The organism is Agrobacterium sp. LEGMi-208b, from assembly GCF_059511785.1.
On record NZ_CM183446.1, the window covers coordinates 207,066 to 231,034 of the forward strand.

The following is a 23,969-nucleotide window of genomic DNA, read 5'->3' on the forward strand; positions in this document are numbered from 1 at the left end:
TTCAGTGAAAATTGCGGGAAATGACCTTTATCCGCTCCACTTCGTCCTCACCATGGGCGGCAGGCGGCGGATGTTTCCTGGTCGCGCGGTGATCCTCCGGCGGAATGCCGTGGTGAAACTCATCACCCCGCCCGTGCGGCAGAGGAAAGGCGTGGTTGCGCTCGCCCACGCTGGCCAACGCCTCCGACAGGTCGGTCAGCCGGTGGGCGACCAGATGCACCACCTCGCCTTCCCGCTGGATCTTGCCGTAAATGCCGACCATGCCGGCGGACAGCACCACGCGCCGGTATTTTTCGAAGGTCTTGACCCACAGCACCGCATTGGCAATGCCCGTCTCGTCCTCCAGTGTCATGAAGATCACACCCTTTGCCGAGCCGGGGCGCTGGCGCACCAGCACCAGCCCCGCCGTTTCCAGCCATGTGCCATCGCGGGCACGCACCGCCTCCGCGCAGGTGACGATACGGCGGCGGGAAAGATCGCGCCGCAGGAAGCACATCGGGTGTTCCCGCAGCGTCAGCCCCACATGGCCGTAATCCTGTACTACCTCGCCACCGTCAGTCATGGGCCTGAGCGCAACGGAGGGTTCCTGAAGCTCGTCCACCACGGCGTTTTCCCGGCTGGCGGCGGCAGCAAAAAGCGGCAGCGGCTCATCCCGCAGGGCCTTGATGGCCCAGAGCGCCTCGCGTCTGGAAAGCGAAAGCGACGGTAAAAAGGCATCGGCTTCGGCGAGACACACCAGTGCGGCGGCGGGAACGCCCGCCCTTCGCCAGAGGTCATCGACAGAAACGAAAGGCCGATCCTGCCGGCCGGCAACGATTTTTGCGGCGTGATCGTTGGATAACCCCTTCATCAGACGCATGCCCAGCCGCACGGCATAGCGTTCTTTGCCATTGACATCCTTCTCGCCCGTAGGTTCCAGCGTGCAATCAAAGCGGCTGTTATTGACGCAGACCGGACGTACCTCCACGCCATGATCGCGCGCATCGCGCACGATCTGCGCCGGGGCGTAAAACCCCATGGGTTGCGAATTGAGAAGCGCCGTACAGAAAATATCGGGATGATGGCACTTCAGCCATGAGGAGGCATAGGCAATCAGCGCGAAGGAGGCCGCGTGGCTTTCGGGAAAACCGTAACTGCCAAAGCCTTCCAGCTGCTTGAAGATGCGTTCGGCGAATTCCTTGTCATAACCGCGCGCGACCATGCCCGTGACCAGTTTTTCCCTGAATTTGGAAATGGTGCCGACATTCTTGAAAGTCGCCATGGCCCTGCGCAACTGGTCAGCCTCATCTGCGGTGAAACCGGCGCAATCCATGGCGATCCGCATCGCCTGCTCCTGAAACAGCGGAACACCCATCGTCTTTCCCAAGACGCTTTCAAGTTCTTTTTTCGGAAAAAGGACCGGCTCCTTTCCCTGCCGGCGGCGTAGATAGGGATGCACCATATCACCCTGAATGGGGCCGGGGCGAACGATGGCAACCTGAATGACGAGGTCGTAAAACTCCTTCGGCCTCAGGCGCGGCAGCATCGACATCTGCGCCCGGCTTTCAATCTGGAACGTGCCAAGCGTATCGGCCTTCTGGATCATGGCGTAGGTAGGCCCGTCATCCGGCGGCATGGCGGCGAGATCGTATTTCTCGCCCGTGCGTGCCTCCAGCATGTCGAAGCCGCGCTTCATGCAGGAAAGCATGCCAAGCGCCAGGCAATCCATCTTCATGAACTTCACGACATCGATATCGTCCTTGTCCCATTCGATGATCTGGCGATCATCCATGGCGGCGGGTTCGATCGGCACCAGTTCGTCCAGCCGGTCATGGGTCAGAACAAAGCCGCCTGGATGCTGGCTGTGATGGCGCGGTGTGCCCACAAGCTGGTTGGCCAGTTCGAAGGCAAGTTTCAGGCGGCGATCCTCCATATTGAGGTTCAGTTCCTTCACCTGCTTTTCGCCCACCCCCTCGCTCCAGCGCCAGACCTGCGAAGACAGAAGCTTGGTCAGGTCTTCCGGCAGGCCCAGAACCTTGCCGACATCGCGGAGCGCCCCACGCCCGCGATAACGGGTAACGACGGAGCAGAGTGCGGCCTTGTCACGGCCGTAGGTATCATAGACCCACTGAATGACCTCTTCACGCCGCTGGTGTTCAAAATCCACGTCAATATCCGGCGGTTCTCCCCGGTTCTCGGAAACGAAACGTTCGAAGACGAGATTGCTGAAAAGGGCAGGATCGATGGCGGTAATACCAAGCACAAAACAGATAACCGAATTGGCCGCCGAACCACGCCCCTGACATAGAATATCTTTTGAGCGCGCATGACGGACAATGGCATTCACCGTCAGAAAATAGGGCGCATATTCCAGCCGGCCGACAACCGCCAGTTCATGATGCAGCGCCTTCTCCACCTTTTCCGGCAAACCATCCGGATAACGAACCGGCACCGCCTCCCAGACCAGCTTTTCCAAAGCCTGCTGCGCCGTCAGCCCCGGCAGCGTGCGCTCCTCAGGATATTGATAGACCAGTTCCTTCAGCGAAAATTTGCAGCGTTTCGCAATTTCGAGGCTGCGGGAGAGCGCTTCGGGATAACGGGCAAACAGCCGGTGCATCTCTTCCGGCGGCTTCATATAGCGGTCGGCGTGGCGCTCGCGGCGGAAACCAGCCTCGTCGATGGTGCAATTGTGCCTTATGCAGGTGACGACATCCTGCAGCATGCGCCGCTCCGGCACATGAAACAGCACGTCATTGGTCACCACGGTCGGCACACCGGCCGCTTCGGCCATAACCGAGAGCTCGAAAAGCCGCATCTGGTCGTTGGGACGCCTTCTGAGGCTCAGCGCCATATAGGCGCGATCCGCAAAAGCGGTTTTGAGCCGCCGCAGGCGAAGCGCGCAGAGATCGTCGGCCAGATCGGCGAGCAACACCACGATCAGGCCTTCGCCATAGGTGACGAGATCGTCCCATGCCAGCCGGCATTTGCCCTTGCCGCCCCTTTTCTTGCCGACGGAAAGCAGCCGGCAAAGCCGCCCGTAGGCCGGCCGATCCATGGGATAAACAAGCACGGAAAGATCGTCGTCCAGATCGAGCCGGCAGCCGATGACGAGGCGGATGCCATGATTATTGGCGGCCTCATAAGCACGGGGAATGCCCGCAAGACTGTTGCGGTCGGTGATGCCCAGCGCCTCGATGCCGAGAATTTTGGCCTGTTCGAAAAGCTCCTCGCAGGAGCTTGCCCCGCGCAGGAAGGAAAAATGCGTGGTCACCTGCAGTTCGGCATAAAGGGGCGTGCTCATGCGAAAACCCCATGGATGAACCAGCCCTGCGAGCCCGTTTCGGCATGTTCGCCATCACCGGAACGGAAAATCCAGAAACGTTCGCCGCTTTCATTTTCCACCGTGAAATAATCGCGTACGGCGGCCTTTTCCCGGTCGCGTTTCCACCATTCTCCAAACACCCGTTCCGGCCCGTCTGCCCGGCGCACATTGTGGCGCACGCCCTTCCAGAGGAAATAACGTGGCGGGTGGTCCGGCAGCAGCGCCAGCGTCTCGATGGGTTCCGGCCTTGCAAAAAGCCGGACCGGACGCGGCCAGTGGCCGGGCCAGCCGAGCGTATCCTCAGGCGCAAGCGCCGCAACGGGGGCAATGGAGCGTTCCGGCACGTCGCTTGCCACCGCCGCATAACGGTAGACCCGGTGGCCGCGATTGAGGATGACATCGACCGTATCGGCGATTTCCGCACGTTCCTCCTCCAGCAACGAAGAACGGGCCTGCGCGGCGACAAGCGGCTCGGCATGGGTGGCGGTCAGCACCATCATCTCGATGCCGAAACCGGGGTCGATGGTGTCGATCCGGTCGGTCAGAAGCCGGACAAGCTGTTTGACGTCGCGCACCGGCCTGGAGGTGCCGGCCCTTATGGCCTGCAGGCCGCTATCCACCCGGTGCAGCACCAGATCGACCCGGCGGGCGCCGAGGCCGCGCTTTTCCAACGCGGCACAAAGGCCGACAACCAGCTTCTGTGTATAACGGGCAATCGTCTCCGCCGCCGCGATGGGTTCGGGAAAGGCGCGCCGCACCTCCACCAGTTCGGCCACCCGCACGGGTTCGATGGGTTCGCCGATCTCACCGAAAGCCTGGGAAAGACGACGGACAAGTTCGGGGCCGAAACGCAGGGTCAGCGGCGCGCGCGGGGCCTCGGCAAGCTCGCCGATGCTGCGGAAACCGAGCACCTTCAGCCCAGAAACGATACGCTCTTCCAGTCTCAGCGCAGCAAGCGGCAAGCCGCTGATCGCCGCTTTCTGGCCACCCGGCGGTACGATGCCGATCTCATCGCGGCCGAAACGTGCCAGCGCATGGGCCGCCCCCCAGCTATCGGCAATGGCGGCGCGGGCGCTAAAGCCTGCGGCATGAAGGCGGTTGACCATGCCGCTCAGCATCAGCGCCTCATTGCCGTGAAGATGGTCCGCACCCGCCGTGTCCAGCACCAGCCCGTCGGGTAAGTCAGCGGCGACGATGGGGGCATAGATGCGCAGGAAATGAAAGGCCAGCTGCTGCAGGGCGCGGGCATCGGCCGCCGCATCCAGATTTTCGACAAGAAGACCCGGCACCAGCGCCTGCGCCTTGCTGACCGGCGTGCCGGGGCGAATACCCGCCGCCTTTGCCGCCTTGTCGAGCGCCAGCACCAGCCGGCGGCTGCCCTGACGGCCGATCATGACCAGCGGCTTTTCAACCGGTGGCGCGTTCTCTCCCGAAAGACGCCGGAAACGATCCGTCGGCCATGTCGGCAGGTAGAGCGAGACGACCCTTTGCATCACAGGCTTCCACTTCAAATTCGGCGCTTTCGCCGCCGCGACATCGCAAAAGCTCAAGCAACCAGCGCGGCCTGCCCACCCCCGGCACCGGCAGGGGTGATGAAGGCCGCACGGAGATACGCCAGCGGGTGACCGCCGCCGTCGGTTCGCCGAACAGTGCGGCATCGGCCGGACGCCGGAAGCGGCGGATGGCGATGCCGGTAACACCGGAGGTTTCCGCCGCCAGCTGCAGCCGCCGCGAGGCGGTCATCGGCAACTTCGCCACTTCACCCATCACCGCACCGAAACCGTTGCAGCGCAGTCCCTCCTCAAAACAGTCGAGCACGCCTTTCTCATCGCGGCATTCAACGATGATGAGCCGGTTCTGCGACAGGCCGGCCTGCGTCAGGCCCGGCATGAACAGGTCCCGCCGGGTGACGCACCATAAAACCTTGCCGGAAAGCCTTGCTGCCACACCGGCCGCAAACAGCGCTGCCGCCGCGCCATCGGCAGCACCATTGCCGCCGCCGCTCAGCTCATGCAGGCAACCGAGCTTCAGCCCGCCTCCCGGCAGGTGATGGTCGATGGCATCCACGCCGAAAGGCAAGGTCTCGTGCAGCCGCTCAGGGCCGTTCCCGATCCTTTCCAGCCTTTCACGCAGCTCTTCGACAACGAGCAACTGGTCCGCGCGCTTTTGCATGGCATGACAGGTTTCAATTCCGGTTATTCATCTTTATTGTTCTTGTTTTGTTCCTATTTCGACCAAGAGTCAAGCAACGAGCTGCCGCTCTTCAACAGTTTGCACGGGAAGAGGAGATTCTGGCCTTGCAGCCTTTCGCCTCGCCGTTAAAACTGAATTGTCCGTTCGCCGTAAAAACCGCGGCGGGGGCATCATGGTTTGGAGGAACCTGCCGATGATCGCCTGTATTCTGATTGCCGTGGTTGCGGCCATCCATATCTACATCGTCATTCTGGAAATGCTGCTGTGGGAAAAGCCGGCCGGCCGCAAGGCGTTCGGTCTTTCAGCGGATTTTGCCCGGCAGACGAAGGTGCTCGCCGCCAATCAGGGGCTTTATAACGGGTTTTTGGCGGCCGGGCTGATCTATGGGCTCACACAGGGCGATGAAGGGCTGAGCTTCAAGGTGTTTTTCCTAACCTGTGTACTGGTGGCCGGTATTTTCGGCGCCGTTACCGCCAATACCATGAAGATCCTGTTCATTCAGGCGCTGCCCGCCCTTTTGGCGCTTGGCGCGCTCTGGATTGGAGTCTGAACCGATGACCGCATGGAACGACAGCCGCGCCAAAGACGCCCTCAACCGGATATTCATGGCGGCAGTCGCAAGCGCCGATCCGGCGAAGGTGCTGCAACAACATCTCCCCTCCCCGCCCAAGGGTCGCTGTGTAGTGGTCGGTGCGGGCAAGGCCTCGGCCGCCATGGCCGCAGCGCTGGAAGCGGCATGGCCGCATGTCGATCTCTCGGGTGTGGTGGTGACGCGTTATGGCCATGCGGTCCCAACCTCCCATATCGAGATCATCGAGGCCTCGCATCCCGTACCCGACGACAAAAGTGCGGAAGCGGCCAAACGCATTCTCGCCGCAGTCGAAGGGCTCACCGCCGACGATATGGTGATCGCGCTGATTTCCGGCGGCGGTTCGGCGCTGATGGTGGCGCCAGCCGAAGGCATGACGCTTGCCGACAAGATGGCCGTCAATCGTGCCCTTCTGGCGAGCGGCGCGACGATTTCCGAAATGAACGCCGTGCGCAAACACCTCTCCCGCATCAAGGGCGGACGGCTGGCGCTGGCCGCCAAACCGGCGAAGGTGGTCTCGCTGCTGATTTCCGACGTTCCGGGTGACGATCCCTCCGAAATCGCCTCCGGGCCGACGGTTGCCGATCCGAGTGATATCGCGACCGTGCGGGAAATCGTCTCGCGCTATGCGCTCGATCTTCCCGAAACCGTGCGCAGGGTGCTGGAAAAAGGCGAGGAGACCCCGAAGACCGGTGATATCGAAGAGGATGTCAGGATGATCGCCGCGCCCTCGCTTGCGCTGCAGGCGGCGGCGGATGAGGCCGTGAAGCTCGGCCTTACGCCGCTCATCCTCGGGGATTCCCTCGAAGGCGAATCCAGGGATGTCGGTGCCGTCATGGCCGGCATTGCATCCTCCGCCAGCCGCAAGGGCCTGCCGGTCAAAGGCCCGGCCGTGCTGCTTTCCGGCGGCGAAACCACGGTCACGATCGGCAAGGGACCGGCCGGCAAGGGCGGCCGCAATACGGAGTTCCTGTTGAGCCTCGCGCTGACGCTGAAGGGTGCGGATGACATCTGGGCGATTGCCGGTGACAGCGACGGCATAGACGGCGTCGAGGATGCGGCGGGTGCCGTGGTGACGCCGGATACGCTTACCCGCATGCGCGCCGCCGGTGTCGATCCGCGCCAGTCGCTGGTGAATCACGACAGCTATAGCGCCTTCAAGGCGGCGGGCGATCTTGTCGTGACCGGACCGACCCTGACGAATGTCAATGATATCAGGGCGATCTTGATCGGGTGAAAGCGCAAGCGTTCGAGCCGGCTCTCCCGTCCGGTCGCGGGTATCACCAGGCAGAGGCCGTTTTGACTATGCCGCCGGACAGGTATAAATTAGCGGCATATCCTTGGGAGCCTCAGCCATGCGTCTTGGAGTGCTCGTACCCGGCCTGATAGTGGCCCTTAGCCCCGCTTTGGCGGATGCCCATAATTGCAAATGCCGAAATCGAGGCACCATGTTCGAACTCGGCCAGACATCCTGTCTGAGGGTCGACGGCGTTTCTTACCTCGCGCGCTGCGAGATGAAACTCAATGTTTCGTCATGGACCAAGATCGGGGATGGTTGTCCGGTGACAGAGCGGATGCAGCCGCAGTCGACACGCGTGAATTGATGTCGCCGTCAGGCGGCGGCAGACCGGGCTCCGAAGCGCGGAGGCTTATGCCGCAGCCGCCAGCTGTCGACTGCAATCCATCCCAAGCAGAACTGAGCGATGACAAAAGAGGCGAGCGGATGCCGCTTGCGTCTTCCCCCAAGGGGGAGAAGGTCGCGGCAGCGGGATGAGGGGGCAAGGGTGCGGTCTATCGCTAACGTTGCCCCCTCATCCGACCCTTCGGGCCACCTTCTCCCCGCCGGGGAGAAGAAAGACCCCTTACAGCTTCACCCAGCCGCCATTCTTCTTGCCGGACTCGATGCAGGCAGTGACGAAAGCGACACCTTTAACCCCGTCGTCCACGGTCGGGTAAATCACCGCCTTGTCGAGCGCCGAACCGGTGCGGCGCGCCTCGATGGCATGTGCGGCCTCGGTATAGATGGTGGCGAAGGCTTCGAGATAACCTTCCGGGTGGCCGGACGGGATGCGGGTGACGCGTGCTGCCGCAGCCCCTGCCCCGGCGCCGCCGCGGGTGATCAACTGCTTGGGCTGGCCAAGCTTCGTGAACCACAGATAGTTGGGATCGGCCTGCGTCCACTCAAGGCCAGCCTTATCGCCGAAAACACGCACCTTCAGCCCGTTTTCGTGGCCCACCGCAACCTGGCTGCACCAGAGCAGGCCCTTTGCCGCCCGCTTGCCGTCCTTCGGCTTGAAGCGCAACATCACATGGGCATTGTCATCCAGACGGCGGCCTTCAACGAAGGTGTGCACATCCGCCGCCAGCTCGTCGGCCTCCAGACCGGAAATGAAGCAGCCGAGATTATAGGCATGGGTGCCGATATCGCCGGTGGAGCCGCCAACGCCGGATTGGGCCGGATCGGTGCGCCAGACCGCCTGTTTCGCGCCGGTCTGTTCCACCGCTTCCGTCAGCCAGTCCTGCGGATATTCCATCTGCACCAGACGGATCGTGCCGAGTTCGCCGGCTTCCACCAGCTCGCGCGCATGCCGCACCATCGGATAACCGGTGTAATTATGCGTCAGGATGAACAGCGCATCGGCCTTGTCAGCCACGTCCTTCAGCTTCTTCGCGTCCTCCAGATTGGAGGTCAGCGGTTTGTCGCAGATGACATGGATGCCACGCTCCAGAAAGGCCTTTGCAGCGGGATAATGCACATGGTTGGGCGTGACGATCGCCACCGCCTCGATACCGTCTGAACGAAGGGCTTCCTTCTCGGCCATTTCCTCGAAGGAGCCGTAGCAGCGCTCGGCATCGAGCCCCAGTTCGCGGCCGGAAGCGAGGGACTTTTCCGGCGTGGAGGACAGGGCACCCGCCACGAGATCGAAGCGATTGTCGAGCCGCGCAGCCATGCGGTGAACACCGCCGATGAATGCACCCGAACCGCCACCCACCATGCCGAGCCGGATACGCTTTGCCGCGGTTTCGTTTGCCTTGCCTTCGATTGTCATGATCTCTCCCTCATCAGTTCATTCATCTTTCACGCAAAAGGCGCCACAAAACTGCGGCGCGCTTTGCTGCAATTCCTCAAAGCCCAAGCATACGGCGGTTGGCCGCATCGTCGGTGCCAGCAGATGCGAAATCGTCAAAGGCCTTTTCCGTGACGCGGATGATATGCGCCTTGACGAATTCCGCCCCTTCGCGGGCACCGTCTTCAGGGTGTTTCAGCGCGCATTCCCATTCGACCACGGCCCAGCCGTCGAAATCATTGGCCGCCATTTTCGAGAAGACGGCACCGAAATCCACCTGCCCGTCGCCCAGCGAACGGAAGCGACCGGCGCGCTCCACCCAGCCCTGATAGCCGCCGTAAACGCCCTGCCGGCCGGTCGGGTTGAACTCCGCATCCTTGACGTGGAACATCTTGATACGGTCTTTGTAGATGTCGATATTGTCGAGATAATCGAGGCATTGCAGCACGTAATGCGACGGATCGTAGAGCATGTTGGCGCGCTTGTGGTTCTTCACCCGCCCCAGGAACATCTCGAAGGTCACGCCGTCATGCAGATCTTCGCCCGGATGGATCTCGTAGCAAACGTCGACGCCCTGCTCATCGGCATAATCAAGGATCGGCGTCCAGCGTTTTGCCAGCTCGTCAAAGGCGGCTTCCACCAGCCCGGCCGGACGCTGCGGCCACGGATAAACGAACGGCCAGGCAAGCGCACCGGAGAATGTGGCATGCGCCTTGATGCCGAGGTTTTTCGAGGCTTTCAGCGCAAGCTTCACCTGCTCGACGGCCCATTGTTGCCGGGCCTTGGGGTTGCCGCGCACTTCAGGCGCTGCAAAGCCATCGAAGGCCTCGTCATAAGCGGGGTGAACGGCAACCAGCTGGCCCTGCAGATGGGTGGAAAGTTCGGTTACTTCCACACCGTTCTGGCGCGCCACGCCGGCGAACTCATCGCAATAATCCTTCGATTCCGCCGCTTTTTTGAGATCGATCAGCTGCCCGGCCCATGTCGGCACCTGCACGCCAGCATAACCCTTTTCCGCTGCCCATTTGGTAATGCCATCCCAGCTGTTGAAGGGGGCAGCATCACCGGCAAACTGGCCGAGAAAAAGACCCGGTCCCTTGATCGTTCTCATAAAATAACCTCCCTGTATCGATACAGTTGAGCGGTAAAACCGCTTTGACTCCCAGCGCCAAGCTAACCGCTCGTAATTTTCAGACAAGCCCCAAAAGCGGAGGGGCGAGAGAATTTCGCTATTTCACTAAAAAAGCGAAATAGGTTTAAAGCGCCAGCCCGCTGGCCCTGTCGAACACATGTACGCGCTCGTGATGCACGGTGGCGGCAAAGGGTGCGTTGACCTTCACCAGCTGCTCGCCATCCACCACGGCCGTCACCTGATCACCCGCCAGTTCAAAGACCACATGGGTCTGCGCACCGGTTGGTTCCACCAGTACGGTGCGGCCGGAAAGCGAGATATCGCCGCCAATGGTCGAACCGATGTGTTCGGGGCGAAGCCCGATCGTCACCGGCTGGCCGCGCTTGACCCTGCGTGTCGCGGCAATGCGGATCGCGGTGCCGTCCTTCAGCCGGGCGGCGGGCTGATCGCCCTCGCCATCGACCACACCTTCGATTAGGTTCATGGCCGGTGAGCCGATGAAGGCGGCAACGAAGAGATTGGCGGGCGTCTTGTAAAGTTCCAGCGGCGTGCCCTGCTGTTCGATGCGGCCGTGATTAAGCACCACCACCCGGTCCGCCAGCGTCATGGCCTCGATCTGATCATGGGTGACATAGATGGACGTCGTGCCAACTTTCTGATGCAGCGCTTTGATTTCGCTGCGCATCTGCACGCGCAGCTTGGCGTCCAGATTGGAGAGCGGCTCATCAAACAGGAAGACCGCCGGGTTACGCACCACGGCGCGGCCCATGGCGACGCGCTGGCGCTGGCCACCGGAGAGCTGCGAGGGCTTACGATCCAGAAGCTTGCCGAGATCGAGCATGCGGGCGGCTTCCGCCACACGTTCCTCGATGACGTTTTTCGGCTGGCCGGCGAGCTTCAGGTTGAAGCCCATATTTTCGGCCACCGTCATATGCGGATAAAGCGCATAGGACTGGAAGACCATGGCGATGTTGCGTTCGCGCGGTGTCATGCCGTTGACCACCCTGTCGCCGATGAGAATATCCCCGCCGGTGATTTCCTCCAGCCCGGCGATCATGCGCAAAAGTGTGGACTTGCCGCAACCGGAAGGGCCGACCAGCGCGATGAATTCACCATCCGCTATATCAAGCGAGATGCCGTGGATGACATCGAGCGAGGCATAGGACTTGGCGATATCCTTAAGTTCGACGGAAGCCATGTTTTGCTCCTTTCAGGTCACGATTTGACGGCACCGGCCGTCAGGCCCGCGATGATGTGTTTCTGCGCGAGGAAGAAGACGATGACGGTCGGCAGGATCGTCAGCGTGATGAAGGCGAGCACCAGCTGCCACTCGGTACCGAATTCGCCACGATAAACCATGATGCCGAGCGGCCAGGGATATTTCGATTCCGAATTCAGCATGATCAGCGGCAGGATGTAGCTGTTCCAGCTGCCAACGAAGGAAACGATGCCGACCGTGGCGACGATGGGTCGCGAAAGCGGCAGGGAAATGTGCCAGAAGAAGCGCAGATACCCGCAGCCATCCACGAAGGCGGCCTGAAACAGTTCCTCCGGCAGATTGCGGAAATAGTTGCGGAACAGGAGAATGCTCATGCCAAGCCCGAAGGCCACCTGCGGCAGCACCACACCCCAATAGGTGTCGAGCAGGCCGAGATCACGGATGCGGATGAACAGCGGCAGGATGGCGGTGGCCGCCGGGAACATCAGCCCCAGCAGGAAATAATTGAGCAGGAAGGACGAGCCGAAGAACTTCACATGCGCGAAGGTGAAGGCCGCCATGGCCGAAACGGTGAGCGTCAGGAACACCGTTAGGAGCGCGATGACCAGCGAATTGAATATCTGCAGCCAGTAACGTTTGCCGAAGAGAATATCGCCGTAATTGGCCCATTGCCATTCCGCCGGAATGCCGAACGGGTTGACGCGCAGGTCTCCCAGCGTCTTGAAGCCGCCAAGTGCGGTGGTGAGCAACGGGATGAGTACGATAGCCGCGATCAGGCTTAGCGATATATAAAGATAAAGCTTGGTTTGCAGCGGCATGCGGACGGAGGTGGATGTGTCAGTCATGGCGCATGAAAATCCTTTTGTAACCGAAGGCGAGCGTCACGCAGATGACGAAAAGAACGACGCCGACCGCACTGCCAAGCCCCACCTGCATGCGCATGACGCCGTAAGTGTAGAGGAACGTGACCATGGTCTGCGTGGAGTTGGACGGACCGCCGCCGGTGAGCGGCATGATCATGTCGAACAGCTGCAATGAGCCGATAACCGCGAAGAAAACGGAAAGACGAACGGTGGAGCCGAGCATCGGCAAGGTGACATAACGGAACTTCTGCCAGCCGGAAGCGCCATCGATTTCAGCGGCTTCCAGCACGTTCTTGTCGACGGACTGAAGGCCGGCGATGAACAGCATCATGTGGAAACCGAAATATTTCCAGACGATGACGCCGAGCACGGCATAGATCGCCACATCCTTGTCGGCCAGCACGTAAGGGTTGGCAAAGCCGAAGAAATTGGAAATGGCGGCGAAGAGGCCATAATCGCCGTCATAAACGAAACGCCAGATCAGACCCGCGGCCACATCCGCCAGCACATAGGGCAGAAAGAACACCAGCCGGAAGGCGACGACGCCCGGAATGCGGTGCGCCAGCATCGTGGCGAGCCAGATGGCCAGTGGAATCTGGATCAGAATGGAAATCAGGATGATGAGGCCGTTATTCAGCAGAGCCTGCGAGAAGGCGGCATTGCCAAACAGGACCTGAAAATTCCTTAAGCCCACGAAATCCGTCGGCGTGCCATAGCCGTTCCAGCGATAAAGGCTGTACCACGCCGCCTCGCCCATGGGCAGGATGACGAACAGGGTAAAGAGCAGCAGTGCCGGCGGCAGAAACACCAGAAGGGTCAGCGCCCGGTCATGCGCAACCGAACTTTGCTTGCGCTTCGCCTTTGCCGCGCCGCGCGCCGGTATGGACGCAGAAGTCATGGAAATATCCGTCATCTCTATCCGCTTTCTTTTATGCAGATATCGCGGCGCCGCGTTTTAGCGCGGCGGCCGCAATGCAGGTGACAATCAGCGAAGCTCGAAAGCATCCTGAATTTGCTTGGCGCCCTCTTCCGCGCTCATCTGGCCGGAGACGATCTCAACGGAGACATCATTAACGACGCGGCCGACGGCAGCGCCCAGCGTCTGGTCGAAGAAGTTCTGGTGCCAGGTGGAGCCGGCAAGCTGCTTGGCCGAATCCGCCAGCAGCGGGTTTTTCACCGCACCGTCAGCACCCGTCGCAACGGGCAGGATCATGCCGGCTGCCGCCATCTTCTCTTCACTTTCCTTGCTGGTCAGGAATGTCGCGAAATCGATGGCTTCCTTGGAAGCGTTTTTCGTGACTGCCCAGCCATTCAGGCCGCCCAGCGTATCGGTGGCCTTACCGGCACCGCCTTCGACAGCGGGGAATGCGAAGCGGCCAATATTGTCGGCGGCTAGTCCTTTGCCATCACCGGCATTCTTGCGCTGGTTGGCTTCGGTATTGTCAAAACCAAGGATCATCGCCGCCTTGCCGTCACCGAAGACGCCGAGCGCCTGCGGCCAGGTGGAGCCGAGATAACCGGGCTGGAAGGGTTCCAGCTTGCCGAATTCGGCCAGCTGCTCGCCGGCCTTGATGATGGCCGGATCCATGAAACCTTCGCCTTCGCCCTTGCGGGCGGCATCGAACACGGCCTGCCCGCCATTGCGCATGACGAGGTAGCTCCAGTAGAAATGGATCGGCCATTTTTCACCGCCGCCACCGGCAATCGGCACGATGCCGGCTTCCTTGATCTTTTTGACCGTGGTGCCGAGATCGTCCCAGCTCTTGATGTCTTCCGCCTTCACGCCGGCCTTGGCAAACAGCTCCTTGTTATAAAAGAAGCTGACGAGGCTGACCTTGTAAGGTACGGCCCAGACCTTGCCATCGAAAGACAGTCCGTCGATCGCCGAAGCATTATAGGCCTGCCGCAGCTTGCCGCCATCGGCGTCGAAAACCTCGGTCAGATCCTTCAGCGCACCGGTTTTGGACTGTTCCTCAAGAACGCCGCCGCCCCAGCTATAGAAAAAATCCGGAACGTCATTGGATTGCAGCAAAGTCGGCAACTTCGCCTTGAAGGCTTCGTTTTCCAGGAATTGCAACTGCACATCCACATCGGGGTGCTTGGTCTCGAAATCCTTGGCAATCTCCTCCCAGACGGCCACGGCTTTCGGGTCCAGTTCCACATGCATCCATTTAACCACCGTCGCGGCCGAGGCGCTGGCGGTGCCGAGCATGAGAGCGATGCTTGTCGTTGTGGCAAAGCCTGTCAGCCTGCCGCTCAGGCTTGCGCCTGCGTGCCAAATCGTCATGATGGTGATCCTCCCTCGGGGATTTCCTCATTTATTCCCCAATGCGGATTAATTCACATTAGCCCTCGCGCAATGTCAAGGCGCTATGCCGATTTTTTGCGCGAACCGCTTGACACACCCCTCCCCTAGACCGTTATTTAATCCGCAACCCGACATAAATCGGTTCTCGAACCGGCATTGATCGCAGCAGGACACCATGAAGACCGCAGACCCAGAATTGATGCGCGCGATCAACAGGCTAAGCGTGCTGGACAGCATCCGCCGCCACGGGCCGATCTCGCGGGTGGAAATCAGCGAAAGAACGCAACTTTCCACCACCACCGTTTCGGCGATTACCGCCTCGCTGCTTGATGACGGGCTTATACTGACACGTCATCTCGGTGATATCCGCACCGAAGGCGCACGCGGCAGGCCGCGGGTGATGCTGGAGCTGAACCCGGATGCCGCCCGCGTGGTGGGCGCCAAGATCGCCGCAAGCCGCATGGTTTTCGTTGTCACCGATTTCTGCGGTAATGTGCTTTCCACCCTCGCCCTGCCGATCCGTGTCGACCGCCAGCCGATTGGCGTCATCGCCGATCTGGTGGAGGATGGGGTTCGCCGCTGCGTGGTTGATGCCGGCCTGTCGCTGGAAGATGTCGACATGGTCTGTCTCGGCCTTCCCGGCGTCATCGAGCATCGCACCGGGAAAATCCGCAGCAGCCCGATTTTGCGCGAAGTGAACGTCAATTTCGCCGAGGAAATGACGGCGCGTCTTAGCTCGCCGACCATCATCGAAAGCGACGCTCACGCCATTACCCTTGCCCACCACTGGTTCGGCCATGCGCGCGATCTGGAAGACATGGTGCTGATTTCGCTTGAACAGACGCTTGGGCTTGGCGTTTTGCACCAGAACCAGCTGTTTCGCGGTGCTGGCGGCCTCAGCCACAATCTCGGCGACCTCGTCATCGGTCTTGCCAATGAAGGCACAGTGCGGCTGGCGAGTCAGGCCGGCGAAAATGCCATTTTGGGCTCACGCCCGGTGGATGGGCGTTTCGCAGAGGCGATCCGGCTCGGTCGCGGCATGCAGCATGCCCATGCGCTGATTGCGGCTGAAGATCACGATCTCATTGCGGCAGCCCTGCGCGCCGGCGCGGCGCTGGGCCTGACACTTGCCAATATCGTCACGCTGTTTGCACCGCCACGGGTCATCATCACCGGCTCCAGCCTGGAACTGGGCGAACCCTTCATCACCAGCATCCGCGACAGCTACAACGCCGCCGTGCCGCCTTCGCTGGCCGGCGTCGCGGAGCTGGTTTTCGACATAGCGAGCGATGAATTATGGGCGCAGGGCGCGGCGGCCGTCGCCCTCTACGAGCTTTACGAATCGCCATGGAACACCACGGGGCCGGCACTTTAGCCATCAGGACAGAGCGGCAGGCTATAAGCATTTCTGATTTACGGGAGGAAATCACATGAACAGGGTCGGTATCGGCATCATCGGCTGCGGCACCATCTCCAGCGCCTATCTCAAGGCCATGGCATCGTTTCCCATTCTCGACATTCGCGGTCTTGCGGATATGAACGAGGAGGTCGCGAAAGCCCGCGCCGAGGAATTCGGCCTTCAGGCAAAAAGCATTGACGCGCTTCTCGCCGATCCTTCCGTGGAGATCATCGTCAACCTGACGATCCCCAAGGCGCATGTGGAGGTGGGGCTGCGCGCACTGGACGCCGGCAAACACACCTATTCCGAAAAACCGCTCGGCATCAATTTCGCCGAGGGCAAGCGGCTTGCGGATGCGGCAAAGGCGAAGGGCCTGCGCATCGGCTCGGCTCCGGATACCTTTCTCGGCGGCGGACACCAGACCGCGCGCCGGCTGATCGACGAGGGTGTGCTGGGCCAGCCCGTTGGCGGCACCGCCACATTCATGTGCCCCGGCCATGAGCGCTGGCACCCCAATCCGGCCTTTTATTACGAGGTTGGCGGCGGGCCGATGCTGGATATGGGCCCGTATTACATCACCGATCTCGTCAATCTGTTCGGCCCGGTCGCCAAGGTTGCGGGTTTCGCCATCGCGCCGCGCAATGAACGCCTCATCACCAGCGAACCGAAGAACGGCGAAAAAATCCCCGTTCATGTTGCCACCCATGTCTCCGGCGTGCTGGCGTTCCAGAATGGCGCCGTGGTGCAGGTGGGCATGAGCTTCGATGTGGCGGGCCACAAACATGTGCCGCTGGAACTCTACGGCACGGAAGGCACGCTGATCGTGCCAGATCCCAACTATTTCGGCGGTGAGGTGCAATTGCTGAAAAAGGGCGGCCAGTTCGAGCCGCAGGCGCTGTCGTCACCCTATGCCGACGGCAATTACCGTTCCATCGGCGTCGCCGACATGGCCCATGCGATCCGCGAGAACCGCCCGCACCGCGCCAATGGCGATCTGGCCCTGCATGTCCTGGAGGTCATGGAAGCCTTCCAGACGGCATCCGACAGCGGCACCACCATTTCCATCACCACCAAGGCAGAGCGCCCTGCTCCGCTTGAAACATCGCTGGTCGACGGCCAGCTCGGCAAATAATCCGGAGGAGAAAATAAATGCGCGAAGCACTCATCGTCTGGGGCGGCTGGAGCGGCCACGAGCCGCAGGAATGCGCCACCATCGTCAAGGACATGCTGGAGGAGGACGGTTTCAAGGTCTATGTGGAGCATTCAACCGAGGCCTTCGCCGATCCTTCGGTACATGATCTCAGCCTCGTCGTGCCCATCGTCACCATGTCGAAGATCGAGAAGGAAGAGATCAAGAACCTCACGGCCGCCGTCGAAAACGGCGTCGGCATTGCCGGTTTCCATGGCGGCGCGGGCGACAGTTTCCGCGAATGCGTCGAATACCAGTTCATGATCGGCGGCCAGTGGGTCGCCCATCCCGGCAACATCATCGACTATCACGTCAACATCACCCGCCCCGATGACCCGCTGATGGAGGGAATTTCCGATTTCCCCTACACGTCGGAGCAATATTACATGCATGTCGACCCCTCCAACGAGGTGCTGGCGACGACAAAATTCACCGGCGACCATGCCTGGTGGATTGACGGCGTAGTGATGCCGGTGGTGTGGAAACGCAAATACGGCAAGGGCCGGGTTTTCTATTCGGCGCTCGGCCATCAGGCCAAGGAATTTTCCGTGCCGCAAATGAAAACCATGTTCCGCCGTGGCGCCAACTGGGCGGCTCGGTAAGGTTTTCGGAGCGGCGACCCTTACCGAAGGCCAGCCACCCACTCGACGTCATCCTCGGGCTTGACCCGAGGACCCAGTCACCTATCGCAAAATCGACCGGCGGCAGATCCTCGGGACGAGCCCGAGGGTGACGGAGGAGAGGTTCACAAACTAGCAGGGTGAGCCAAAGCCCTCTTTTAGCCCCGAACAATCTCTTCCGCAGCCATCGCCACACCCAGCAGGTGATCATCCGTCCCATGCAGGCCGGAAAGCAGCAGGCCGACCGGCATTCCTGCCTCGCCCGTTCCGCAGGGGATCGACACGCCGCAGAGATCGAAAAAATTGCCGATCTGGGTGTTGCGCAGGGTCTTCGCATTCATGGCGAAAAAGGCATCGTCATCATCGAGAAGCGGTGCGACCTTGGCCGCCACATGCGGTAATGTCGGCGATACCAGCAGCTCTTGCCTGCCAATCATGCCGGAAAACGCGGCCGTCATGCGTTCGCGCGCTTCGAGGATGGCGATATAGTCAGGCATGGAAATATTCGCTCCGAGCCCTGCTCTGGCCACCACGCGCGGATCCATGCGGGCGGCGTCGGCACTTTCCAGCCGGGTCTTGTGCAGGGCGAAGGCTTCCGCCGTCACCAGCGCACCCTTTTCCCTGATAAGGTCGAACAGTTCCGAAAAGACCGGGAACGCCTGCCGCCGCACCGAGGCGCCGGCGCGGACGAGACGTTCCACCGCCTGCTCGAAAGCGGCTGCAACACCATCCTCGATGCCATCGAAAAATACCGTCTCCGGCACCACCAGCGACAGACCGGAAAGAGGCGCGCGCGCGAGATCGGCAGCCGCCTTGCCACGCATGGCGGCATCCACCCAGACGGCATCCTGTACGGTGCGGGTAAGCGGCCCGAGCGAATCGAGGCTTTTTGCCAGGGGATAAACGCCGCGCATCGAATAACGGCCGCGGCTTGCCTTGTAGCCCACCACGCCGTTGAAGGCAGCGGGAATACGCACCGATCCGCCGGTATCGGTGCCGATCGCCACCGGCACCAGACCGGCAGCGACAGTAACGCCCGCGCCGGACGAAGAGCCGCCCGGCAGACGGTGACCATCCGTAGAAGCAGGATTGCGGGGCGTGCCGTAATGCGGATTGATGCCGAGACCGGAAAAGGCAAATTCGCTCATATTGGTGCGGCCGATGCAGATCATGCCCGCCTGTTTCAGCGCCGTCACCACATCCGCGTCGCGAGATGCAGGTGCATCATCCGCAAGCACGGTCGATCCGGCGGTGGTCGCCATGCCCTCAAGATCAAAAAGGTCCTTCCAGGCCACCGGAATGCCATCGAGCACACCATAGGAACGGCCCTCGCCAATGCGTTTTGCCGCGGCTTCCGCCTCCGACATGGCCCGCTCCGCCGTCAACTCGATAAAAATGGCCTGATCGTCCCCTCCGCCGACCGCATCCAGCGCCTCTTCCGCCAGGGCACGCGGATCGAGATGGCCGCTCTGGAGAAGAACAGAAAGCTGCGCGATATTTTTGCCTTTATGAGCCATGATATCTTCCCTGAAAACGGCATGTTGCGCACAACATGCCGTTTATCGGCCAGTTGGCAAGGCCAATCGCCGCACTACCGATGACCGGCATGCCGGATCAGGAAGCATGGCGGAGATCGCAGAATTTTGGAATTTATCCTTGACGGTTCACCTCCAACCTCCGATTTTTTTCAACCTGAGGTGCAGGAACGCCATCTCTTATATAAGCTACGACTATAAAAAGACGGATTAATTCTTAATCGCATCTAAACTTTGTTGAATTATTTAGCAGACAGCATTGAAATGCATGCCCTATAAAATTCCATAAAACAATTATAACGCGACATCGCGGGGGACTATCGCGAATGGAAGAGACTGCCTATCGCGGGACAGATAGACAGGTTGAACCGGGCTACACGCTTCGCTCACCAACGCAGCCGGAAACAGGCCGGTTTTCGCGACGGCGTTCGCTTGCCAGCAAGATAACCCTGATATTCCTCGGCGGCGTGATCTTTTCTTACAGCATCGGCGCGCTTGTCGGCTGGTATATGTTCGTCGCCGCCGCAAGCGAACAATGGCTCAACCAGGCCCGCGTTAATTCGCAGATCGCCAGCGCCACGCTTCGCAGCATCTATACCTATGTCAGCGTCACCGCCGATGCCGACGGGCAGGTCAACGGCATAATGACCGACAAACCCATCGGCGACGACGAATCCATTCTCGTCACCGGCTTCAACCCCAGCGACGTTCTCGCGCTTATCGGCGCGCAGACCAAAAATGCTGTCTGGCTTTTCCGTTATGACGCGGCCGATTCCGGCTTCCGGCAGATCGCGGCGGCTTTCGACAATGCCACCGATGACGATGAAAAGCCGCTCGCCACCGATCCCATCTTTTCCCGGGATGCGGTCGCCGCGCGTTTTTCCACCGGTTTTGCGACCATCGGCGAATCCAGCCATTATATCGGCCTGCTGCCGATCATCAGCACGGAAACGAAAAAACCCATCGGCGCAGTCGCCGTCAGCATCGGCGGCTCGGACGCGCTTTATGGCGCGCAGCGCAAGCTCATCTATAACTCGCTCGCCGCGCTGATCGTGGTCTTGACCGTTACCGGCGTGCTTGTGACCGTCATTGCCCGGCATTTCCTGAAACCGGTCCCGGCGCTGGTGCAGGCGACGCTTCGGATCGCCCGCGAGGAGACGGATGTCGCCACGCCGTTTCAGGAGCGGCGGGACGAGATCGGCGATATGGCCACCGCGATCGAAACGTTGCGCGAGGCGGTTCTGGAACGCGGACGCCTGCGGCAGATACGCGATATGGCGCAGCAGCTTGAACATATGGCCCATCACGATGCGCTGACCGGGCTTCCAAACCGCGTGCTGCTGATGAAGACGCTGGAAAACCGGCTGGAACAGCTTTCCGCGTCGGGCGAACCATTCAATGTCATGCTGCTCGATCTCGACCGCTTCAAGGCCGTCAACGACACGCTGGGGCACGCGGCTGGCGATGCCCTGCTAGTGGCGGTGGCCTCACGGATTTCCGCTGTGCTTGGTGAAAACGACATGGTGAGCCGTCTCGGCGGCGACGAGTTCGCGATCATACAATCGACAAACGGTGACTTCGAGAGCGATGCGGCGATGCTGGCCGCGCGGGTGGTGCATGCCGTCTCGCGCAGTTTCAGCCTCGAAGGCAGCGACATCAGCATCGATACCAGCATCGGGATCGCCTGCGCACCGGGTCACGGCACATCCGCAACGCAGCTTCTGCAACATGCAGATCTCGGCCTTTACCGGGCGAAATCCATGGGCTGCGGCTATTTCGTCTTCTATGAGCCGGGCATGGACATGGCGGCGCAGCACAAGCACGCGCTGGAAATAGACATGAAATCCGCGCTCGAAAACCAGGAATTCGAGCTGCACTACCAGCCGGTCGTCAATCTGCAGAGCGGTCGCATCGTCGCTTATGAAGCGCTGGCCCGCTGGCGGCATAGCAAGCTTGGCCTCATCGCTCCGGACCGCTTCATAGCGCTTGCCGAAGAAAACAACTTCATCAAGCCTTTGGGCGAGTGGGTTCTGGCACAGGCCTGCATGGATGCAATGAACTGGCCGAAGGACATCAGGCTTGCCGTCAACCTGTCTGCCGTTCAGCTCTGTAGTGATGACATCCTCCCGATTGTCGACCGGGCGCTTGAGAAATCCGGCTTCCCGGCGGAACGGCTCGAACTGGAAGTGACAGAAACGGTGATGCTGGAACGCGACAGCAGCGCCCGGGCGCTGAAACTGCTGAAGGAAAGGGGCGTTCGCCTCGCTCTTGATGATTTCGGCACCGGTTACGCCGGGCTCAGCACACTCGCCCATGTCGCTTTCGACAAGATCAAGATCGACCGGGAATTCGTCTCCGGCCTGCCGTCCAATCCCATGTGTTCCGCCATCGTCAACACCGTCATCGACATGGCTGAACAGATTGGCCTGAAGGTCACCGCCGAGGGCGTTGAAAACGGGGAGCAGGTCGAAGCGCTCAAGCTTTCCGGCTGCGACGAGGCGCAGGGCTATTATTTTGCCGAACCCGCGCCGCTTGCCCGAATTCTCAAGAACCGCGCCGTCATCGCTCCGATTGCGAAGGATGAATTCAGCGATATCGGCCGGCCGGCACGAGACACCTATCATCCACCACAAAAAGCGATTTGAGAAACCAGCCGCCGGCCAAAAGGACATAAAATGCGCCTTTCAGTATTTTGCCTTTTCCTCACATGCTTTGCCCCTGTTACCGCGCTGCAGGCCGCCGACGAAGGCGACACACTTCAGCAGATTGCCAAAACCGCAAAAATCCGCATCGGCTATCGCGAGGCCGAACCGCCCTTTTCCTATCAATTGCCAAATGGCGAGGTCACCGGTTTCTCGACCGATCTTTGTCGCGCGATCAGCGAAGATATTCGCAGGAAGCTGAAGCTCGACCGGATCGAGCTTGAATATGTCAAGGCCACGCCCGCCACCCGCTTCATCCTCGTTCGTGGCGGCCAGATCGATATTGAATGCGCGGCCACGACCAATAATAGCGAACGCCGCAAGATCGTGGATTTCTCCTATCCCAATTTCATGACCGCGACGCAGTTTCTCTCCCGCAAGCAGGACAATCTGAAAAGTCTCGCCGATCTCGCCGGGCGGTCGGTCACATCCGCCTCCGGCACCGTCAATATCGAGCAGCTCAATGCCGTGAACCGGGCGAAGAACCTCAATATCTCGGTGATGCCGACGAAAACCAATGAGGAGGCCTTCGACCTCGTGGTTTCCGGCAAGGCCTCCGCCTTCGTCATGGACGGCATATTGCTCGCGGCGCTGGCGGCAACGTCAGAGAATCCGGACCTCTATGCGCTTTCCGAGGAGACGCTGAGCGCCCCCGAACCCTATGGCCTGGTTTTCCGGCGCAACGATCCGGCGTTCAAGACGGCGGTCAATGAAAGCCTCAAGCATATCTTCACCGGGCCAGCCATTCACGGCCTTTATGAAAAGTGGTTCACCAAGCCCATTCCTCCGAACGGCATGAACCTGAACCTGCCAATGGCCGCCTCTCTGAAACAGGCATACGAACATCCGAGCGAATACCAGGACTGAGAGCAAGGCATCAACCCGTATCGATTTTCATGAAAATGTTTTGACGGATTATTTTGGCTGGAGATGCGCGATGCAGAGATCGACATTATGGCTTTTGTTGTTTTTTCTGAGTCTTCTGCCCGCTCACGCGGCCAGCGACAATGCCCAACCGCCGACGCTTGAAACCATTGCGAGAACCGGCACGATCAAGCTCGGTTATGCCGACCGCAATATTCCCTTTTCTTATCTCGGCACCGGGCCGGAGCCGATCGGCTACAGCATTGAGCTCTGCCTGAGAGTGGCGGATTCCATCAAAAGAAAGCTGGGCCTGCCGGACCTGAAGGTCGAGTTCGTCAAACGCACGCCCAGCAACCGCATCATGCTTCTCAATGACGGCACGATGGACATGGAATGCGTGGCGAGCACGAATACGGAGGAGAGACGCAAGGCCGTCTGGTTCTCCTACAGCCACTTCATCACCGGCACGCGTTATGTGGCGCTGAAATCGAGCGGCCTGAACACCGTCGCCGATCTTGCCGGACGAACGGTGGTTGTGACGACCGGGACCATCAATATCAGCCAGCTGAACGTGCTCAATCGCAAATTGGGGCTGAACGTCGCCGTTCTGCAAAATGACAGCACCGAGGGCAGTTTCGACATGGTGACGGAAAACCGCGCCTCGGCCTTCGTCATGGACGATATTCTTCTGCGATCCTTCGTCGCCGAAACCGGCCGGCCGGAAGATTACGTCATTTCGAACGAATATCTTGCCCCGCCGCAGCCCTATGGCCTGATGCTCCGGCACGGCGATACCGGCTTCCGGGACGCGGTCAACGAGGCGCTCGGCCAAATCTATGCGAGCGGCGAAATCGAGAGAATCTACGATAAATGGTTCAACGCGCCGATCCCGCCGAACGGCATCAACCTGAAACGCCCGCTGCCCGGCGATCTGGCCGAGGCGTTTCGAAAGCCCACCGATACGACGGCACAATAAAAACGCCGCCC

Annotated in this window: 19 protein-coding genes; 9 read left to right on the forward strand and 10 right to left on the reverse strand. The window is 60.4% G+C overall.

Annotated elements, in window-relative coordinates:
- Position 1 precedes the first annotated feature (1 nt).
- The 3 genes from AC5YUO_RS15750 to AC5YUO_RS15760 are packed head-to-tail and all read right to left on the reverse strand — an operon-like array spanning position 2 to position 5,473.
- On the reverse strand, positions 2-3,280 hold the full coding sequence (locus tag AC5YUO_RS15750; RefSeq protein WP_496155882.1) for an error-prone DNA polymerase: 3,279 nt from the start codon (positions 3,278-3,280) through the stop codon (positions 2-4).
- Positions 3,277-4,794 (reverse strand): Y-family DNA polymerase, encoded by a 1,518-nt coding sequence (locus tag AC5YUO_RS15755; protein ID WP_496155883.1) that lies wholly within the window; start codon positions 4,792-4,794, stop codon positions 3,277-3,279. Before AC5YUO_RS15755 ends, AC5YUO_RS15750 begins: the two co-directional genes overlap by 4 nt.
- The gene (locus tag AC5YUO_RS15760; RefSeq protein ID WP_400812660.1) at positions 4,709-5,473 is read right to left on the reverse strand and encodes an ImuA family protein; all 765 of its coding nucleotides are present in this window, start codon (positions 5,471-5,473) and stop codon (positions 4,709-4,711) included. The genes AC5YUO_RS15755 and AC5YUO_RS15760 overlap by 86 nt, the downstream gene beginning before the upstream one ends.
- A gap of 214 nt (positions 5,474-5,687) precedes the next feature.
- On the opposite strand from AC5YUO_RS15760, the gene AC5YUO_RS15765 reads away from it, so the two are divergent.
- From AC5YUO_RS15765 to AC5YUO_RS15775, 3 genes are all read left to right on the forward strand, one after another.
- Positions 5,688-6,044, forward strand: a complete 357-nt coding sequence (locus tag AC5YUO_RS15765; protein ID WP_496156564.1) for a DUF1304 domain-containing protein — start codon at positions 5,688-5,690, stop codon at positions 6,042-6,044.
- Between the two features lie 4 nt (positions 6,045-6,048).
- The gene (locus AC5YUO_RS15770) at positions 6,049-7,320 is read left to right on the forward strand and encodes a glycerate kinase type-2 family protein (RefSeq protein ID WP_496155884.1); all 1,272 of its coding nucleotides are present in this window, start codon (positions 6,049-6,051) and stop codon (positions 7,318-7,320) included.
- Between the two features lie 118 nt (positions 7,321-7,438).
- Positions 7,439-7,687: a hypothetical protein gene (locus AC5YUO_RS15775; protein WP_496155885.1), complete on the forward strand. Its 249-nt coding sequence runs from the start codon at positions 7,439-7,441 to the stop codon at positions 7,685-7,687.
- Between the two features lie 258 nt (positions 7,688-7,945).
- Here the strand turns inward: AC5YUO_RS15775 and AC5YUO_RS15780 are convergent, their stop codons facing one another.
- The 6 genes from AC5YUO_RS15780 to AC5YUO_RS15805 form a co-directional block, all read right to left on the reverse strand.
- The gene (locus AC5YUO_RS15780; protein WP_496155886.1) at positions 7,946-9,133 is read right to left on the reverse strand and encodes a Gfo/Idh/MocA family protein; all 1,188 of its coding nucleotides are present in this window, start codon (positions 9,131-9,133) and stop codon (positions 7,946-7,948) included.
- Between the two features lie 76 nt (positions 9,134-9,209).
- Entirely contained in the window at positions 9,210-10,262 is a 1,053-nt protein-coding gene (locus AC5YUO_RS15785; protein WP_496155887.1) for a sugar phosphate isomerase/epimerase family protein, read from the reverse strand.
- A gap of 145 nt (positions 10,263-10,407) precedes the next feature.
- On the reverse strand, positions 10,408-11,481 hold the full coding sequence (locus AC5YUO_RS15790) for an ABC transporter ATP-binding protein (RefSeq protein WP_496155888.1): 1,074 nt from the start codon (positions 11,479-11,481) through the stop codon (positions 10,408-10,410).
- A 17-nt stretch (positions 11,482-11,498) separates the two neighbouring features.
- Positions 11,499-12,347 (reverse strand): carbohydrate ABC transporter permease, encoded by an 849-nt coding sequence (locus tag AC5YUO_RS15795; protein WP_035220775.1) that lies wholly within the window; start codon positions 12,345-12,347, stop codon positions 11,499-11,501.
- The gene (locus AC5YUO_RS15800; RefSeq protein ID WP_065117675.1) at positions 12,340-13,278 is read right to left on the reverse strand and encodes a carbohydrate ABC transporter permease; all 939 of its coding nucleotides are present in this window, start codon (positions 13,276-13,278) and stop codon (positions 12,340-12,342) included. The genes AC5YUO_RS15795 and AC5YUO_RS15800 overlap by 8 nt, the downstream gene beginning before the upstream one ends.
- 72 nt (positions 13,279-13,350) lie before the next feature.
- Positions 13,351-14,652 (reverse strand): ABC transporter substrate-binding protein, encoded by a 1,302-nt coding sequence (locus tag AC5YUO_RS15805; RefSeq protein ID WP_142855804.1) that lies wholly within the window; start codon positions 14,650-14,652, stop codon positions 13,351-13,353.
- Positions 14,653-14,848: 196 nt separating this feature from the next.
- On the opposite strand from AC5YUO_RS15805, the gene AC5YUO_RS15810 reads away from it, so the two are divergent.
- From AC5YUO_RS15810 to AC5YUO_RS15820, 3 genes are read left to right on the forward strand one after another with little or no spacing between them, the layout of a single operon-like run.
- Complete coding sequence (locus AC5YUO_RS15810) at positions 14,849-16,048, forward strand: ROK family transcriptional regulator (RefSeq protein WP_271363742.1); 1,200 nt, start codon at positions 14,849-14,851, stop codon at positions 16,046-16,048.
- A gap of 55 nt (positions 16,049-16,103) precedes the next feature.
- Positions 16,104-17,204 carry a Gfo/Idh/MocA family protein gene (locus tag AC5YUO_RS15815; RefSeq protein WP_496155889.1) on the forward strand — a complete coding sequence of 367 codons (1,101 nt, stop codon included), beginning with the start codon at positions 16,104-16,106 and terminating at the stop codon, positions 17,202-17,204.
- Positions 17,205-17,221: 17 nt separating this feature from the next.
- Positions 17,222-17,863: a ThuA domain-containing protein gene (locus tag AC5YUO_RS15820; protein ID WP_003523774.1), complete on the forward strand. Its 642-nt coding sequence runs from the start codon at positions 17,222-17,224 to the stop codon at positions 17,861-17,863.
- Positions 17,864-18,039: 176 nt separating this feature from the next.
- Here AC5YUO_RS15820 and AC5YUO_RS15825 read toward each other — a convergent pair whose 3' ends face one another.
- On the reverse strand, positions 18,040-19,398 hold the full coding sequence (locus AC5YUO_RS15825; protein ID WP_496155890.1) for an amidase: 1,359 nt from the start codon (positions 19,396-19,398) through the stop codon (positions 18,040-18,042).
- A 344-nt stretch (positions 19,399-19,742) separates the two neighbouring features.
- Between AC5YUO_RS15825 and AC5YUO_RS15830 the strand changes: the two genes are divergently transcribed.
- The 3 genes from AC5YUO_RS15830 (at position 19,743) to AC5YUO_RS15840 (ending at position 23,958) form a co-directional block, all read left to right on the forward strand.
- Entirely contained in the window at positions 19,743-22,061 is a 2,319-nt protein-coding gene (locus AC5YUO_RS15830) for an EAL domain-containing protein (protein WP_496155891.1), read from the forward strand.
- 30 nt (positions 22,062-22,091) lie between these two features.
- On the forward strand, positions 22,092-22,985 hold the full coding sequence (locus tag AC5YUO_RS15835) for an amino acid ABC transporter substrate-binding protein (RefSeq protein WP_496155892.1): 894 nt from the start codon (positions 22,092-22,094) through the stop codon (positions 22,983-22,985).
- Between the two features lie 70 nt (positions 22,986-23,055).
- Positions 23,056-23,958 carry an amino acid ABC transporter substrate-binding protein gene (locus tag AC5YUO_RS15840; RefSeq protein ID WP_496155893.1) on the forward strand — a complete coding sequence of 301 codons (903 nt, stop codon included), beginning with the start codon at positions 23,056-23,058 and terminating at the stop codon, positions 23,956-23,958.
- Positions 23,959-23,969: the final 11 nt, after the last annotated feature.

Excerpts from the sequence above, each read along its gene's own strand:
- AC5YUO_RS15755 (WP_496155883.1), bottom strand. The coding sequence starts at position 4,794 with ATGCAAAGGGTCGTCTCGCTCTACCTGCCGACATGGCCGACGGATCGT.
- AC5YUO_RS15790 (WP_496155888.1), bottom strand. The coding sequence starts at position 11,481 with ATGGCTTCCGTCGAACTTAAGGATATCGCCAAGTCCTATGCCTCGCTC.
- AC5YUO_RS15825 (WP_496155890.1), bottom strand. The coding sequence starts at position 19,398 with ATGGCTCATAAAGGCAAAAATATCGCGCAGCTTTCTGTTCTTCTCCAG.
- AC5YUO_RS15830 (WP_496155891.1), top strand. The coding sequence starts at position 19,743 with ATGGAAGAGACTGCCTATCGCGGGACAGATAGACAGGTTGAACCGGGC.
- AC5YUO_RS15785 (WP_496155887.1), bottom strand. The coding sequence starts at position 10,262 with ATGAGAACGATCAAGGGACCGGGTCTTTTTCTCGGCCAGTTTGCCGGT.
- AC5YUO_RS15805 (WP_142855804.1), bottom strand. The coding sequence starts at position 14,652 with ATGACGATTTGGCACGCAGGCGCAAGCCTGAGCGGCAGGCTGACAGGC.
- AC5YUO_RS15815 (WP_496155889.1), top strand. The coding sequence starts at position 16,104 with ATGAACAGGGTCGGTATCGGCATCATCGGCTGCGGCACCATCTCCAGC.
- AC5YUO_RS15795 (WP_035220775.1), bottom strand. The coding sequence starts at position 12,347 with ATGACTGACACATCCACCTCCGTCCGCATGCCGCTGCAAACCAAGCTT.
- AC5YUO_RS15780 (WP_496155886.1), bottom strand. The coding sequence starts at position 9,133 with ATGACAATCGAAGGCAAGGCAAACGAAACCGCGGCAAAGCGTATCCGG.
- AC5YUO_RS15800 (WP_065117675.1), bottom strand. The coding sequence starts at position 13,278 with ATGACGGATATTTCCATGACTTCTGCGTCCATACCGGCGCGCGGCGCG.
- AC5YUO_RS15775 (WP_496155885.1), top strand. The coding sequence starts at position 7,439 with ATGCGTCTTGGAGTGCTCGTACCCGGCCTGATAGTGGCCCTTAGCCCC.
- AC5YUO_RS15760 (WP_400812660.1), bottom strand. The coding sequence starts at position 5,473 with ATGCAAAAGCGCGCGGACCAGTTGCTCGTTGTCGAAGAGCTGCGTGAA.
- AC5YUO_RS15840 (WP_496155893.1), top strand. The coding sequence starts at position 23,056 with ATGCAGAGATCGACATTATGGCTTTTGTTGTTTTTTCTGAGTCTTCTG.
- AC5YUO_RS15770 (WP_496155884.1), top strand. The coding sequence starts at position 6,049 with ATGACCGCATGGAACGACAGCCGCGCCAAAGACGCCCTCAACCGGATA.
- AC5YUO_RS15835 (WP_496155892.1), top strand. The coding sequence starts at position 22,092 with ATGCGCCTTTCAGTATTTTGCCTTTTCCTCACATGCTTTGCCCCTGTT.
- AC5YUO_RS15750 (WP_496155882.1), bottom strand. The coding sequence starts at position 3,280 with ATGAGCACGCCCCTTTATGCCGAACTGCAGGTGACCACGCATTTTTCC.
- AC5YUO_RS15810 (WP_271363742.1), top strand. The coding sequence starts at position 14,849 with ATGAAGACCGCAGACCCAGAATTGATGCGCGCGATCAACAGGCTAAGC.
- AC5YUO_RS15820 (WP_003523774.1), top strand. The coding sequence starts at position 17,222 with ATGCGCGAAGCACTCATCGTCTGGGGCGGCTGGAGCGGCCACGAGCCG.
- AC5YUO_RS15765 (WP_496156564.1), top strand. The coding sequence starts at position 5,688 with ATGATCGCCTGTATTCTGATTGCCGTGGTTGCGGCCATCCATATCTAC.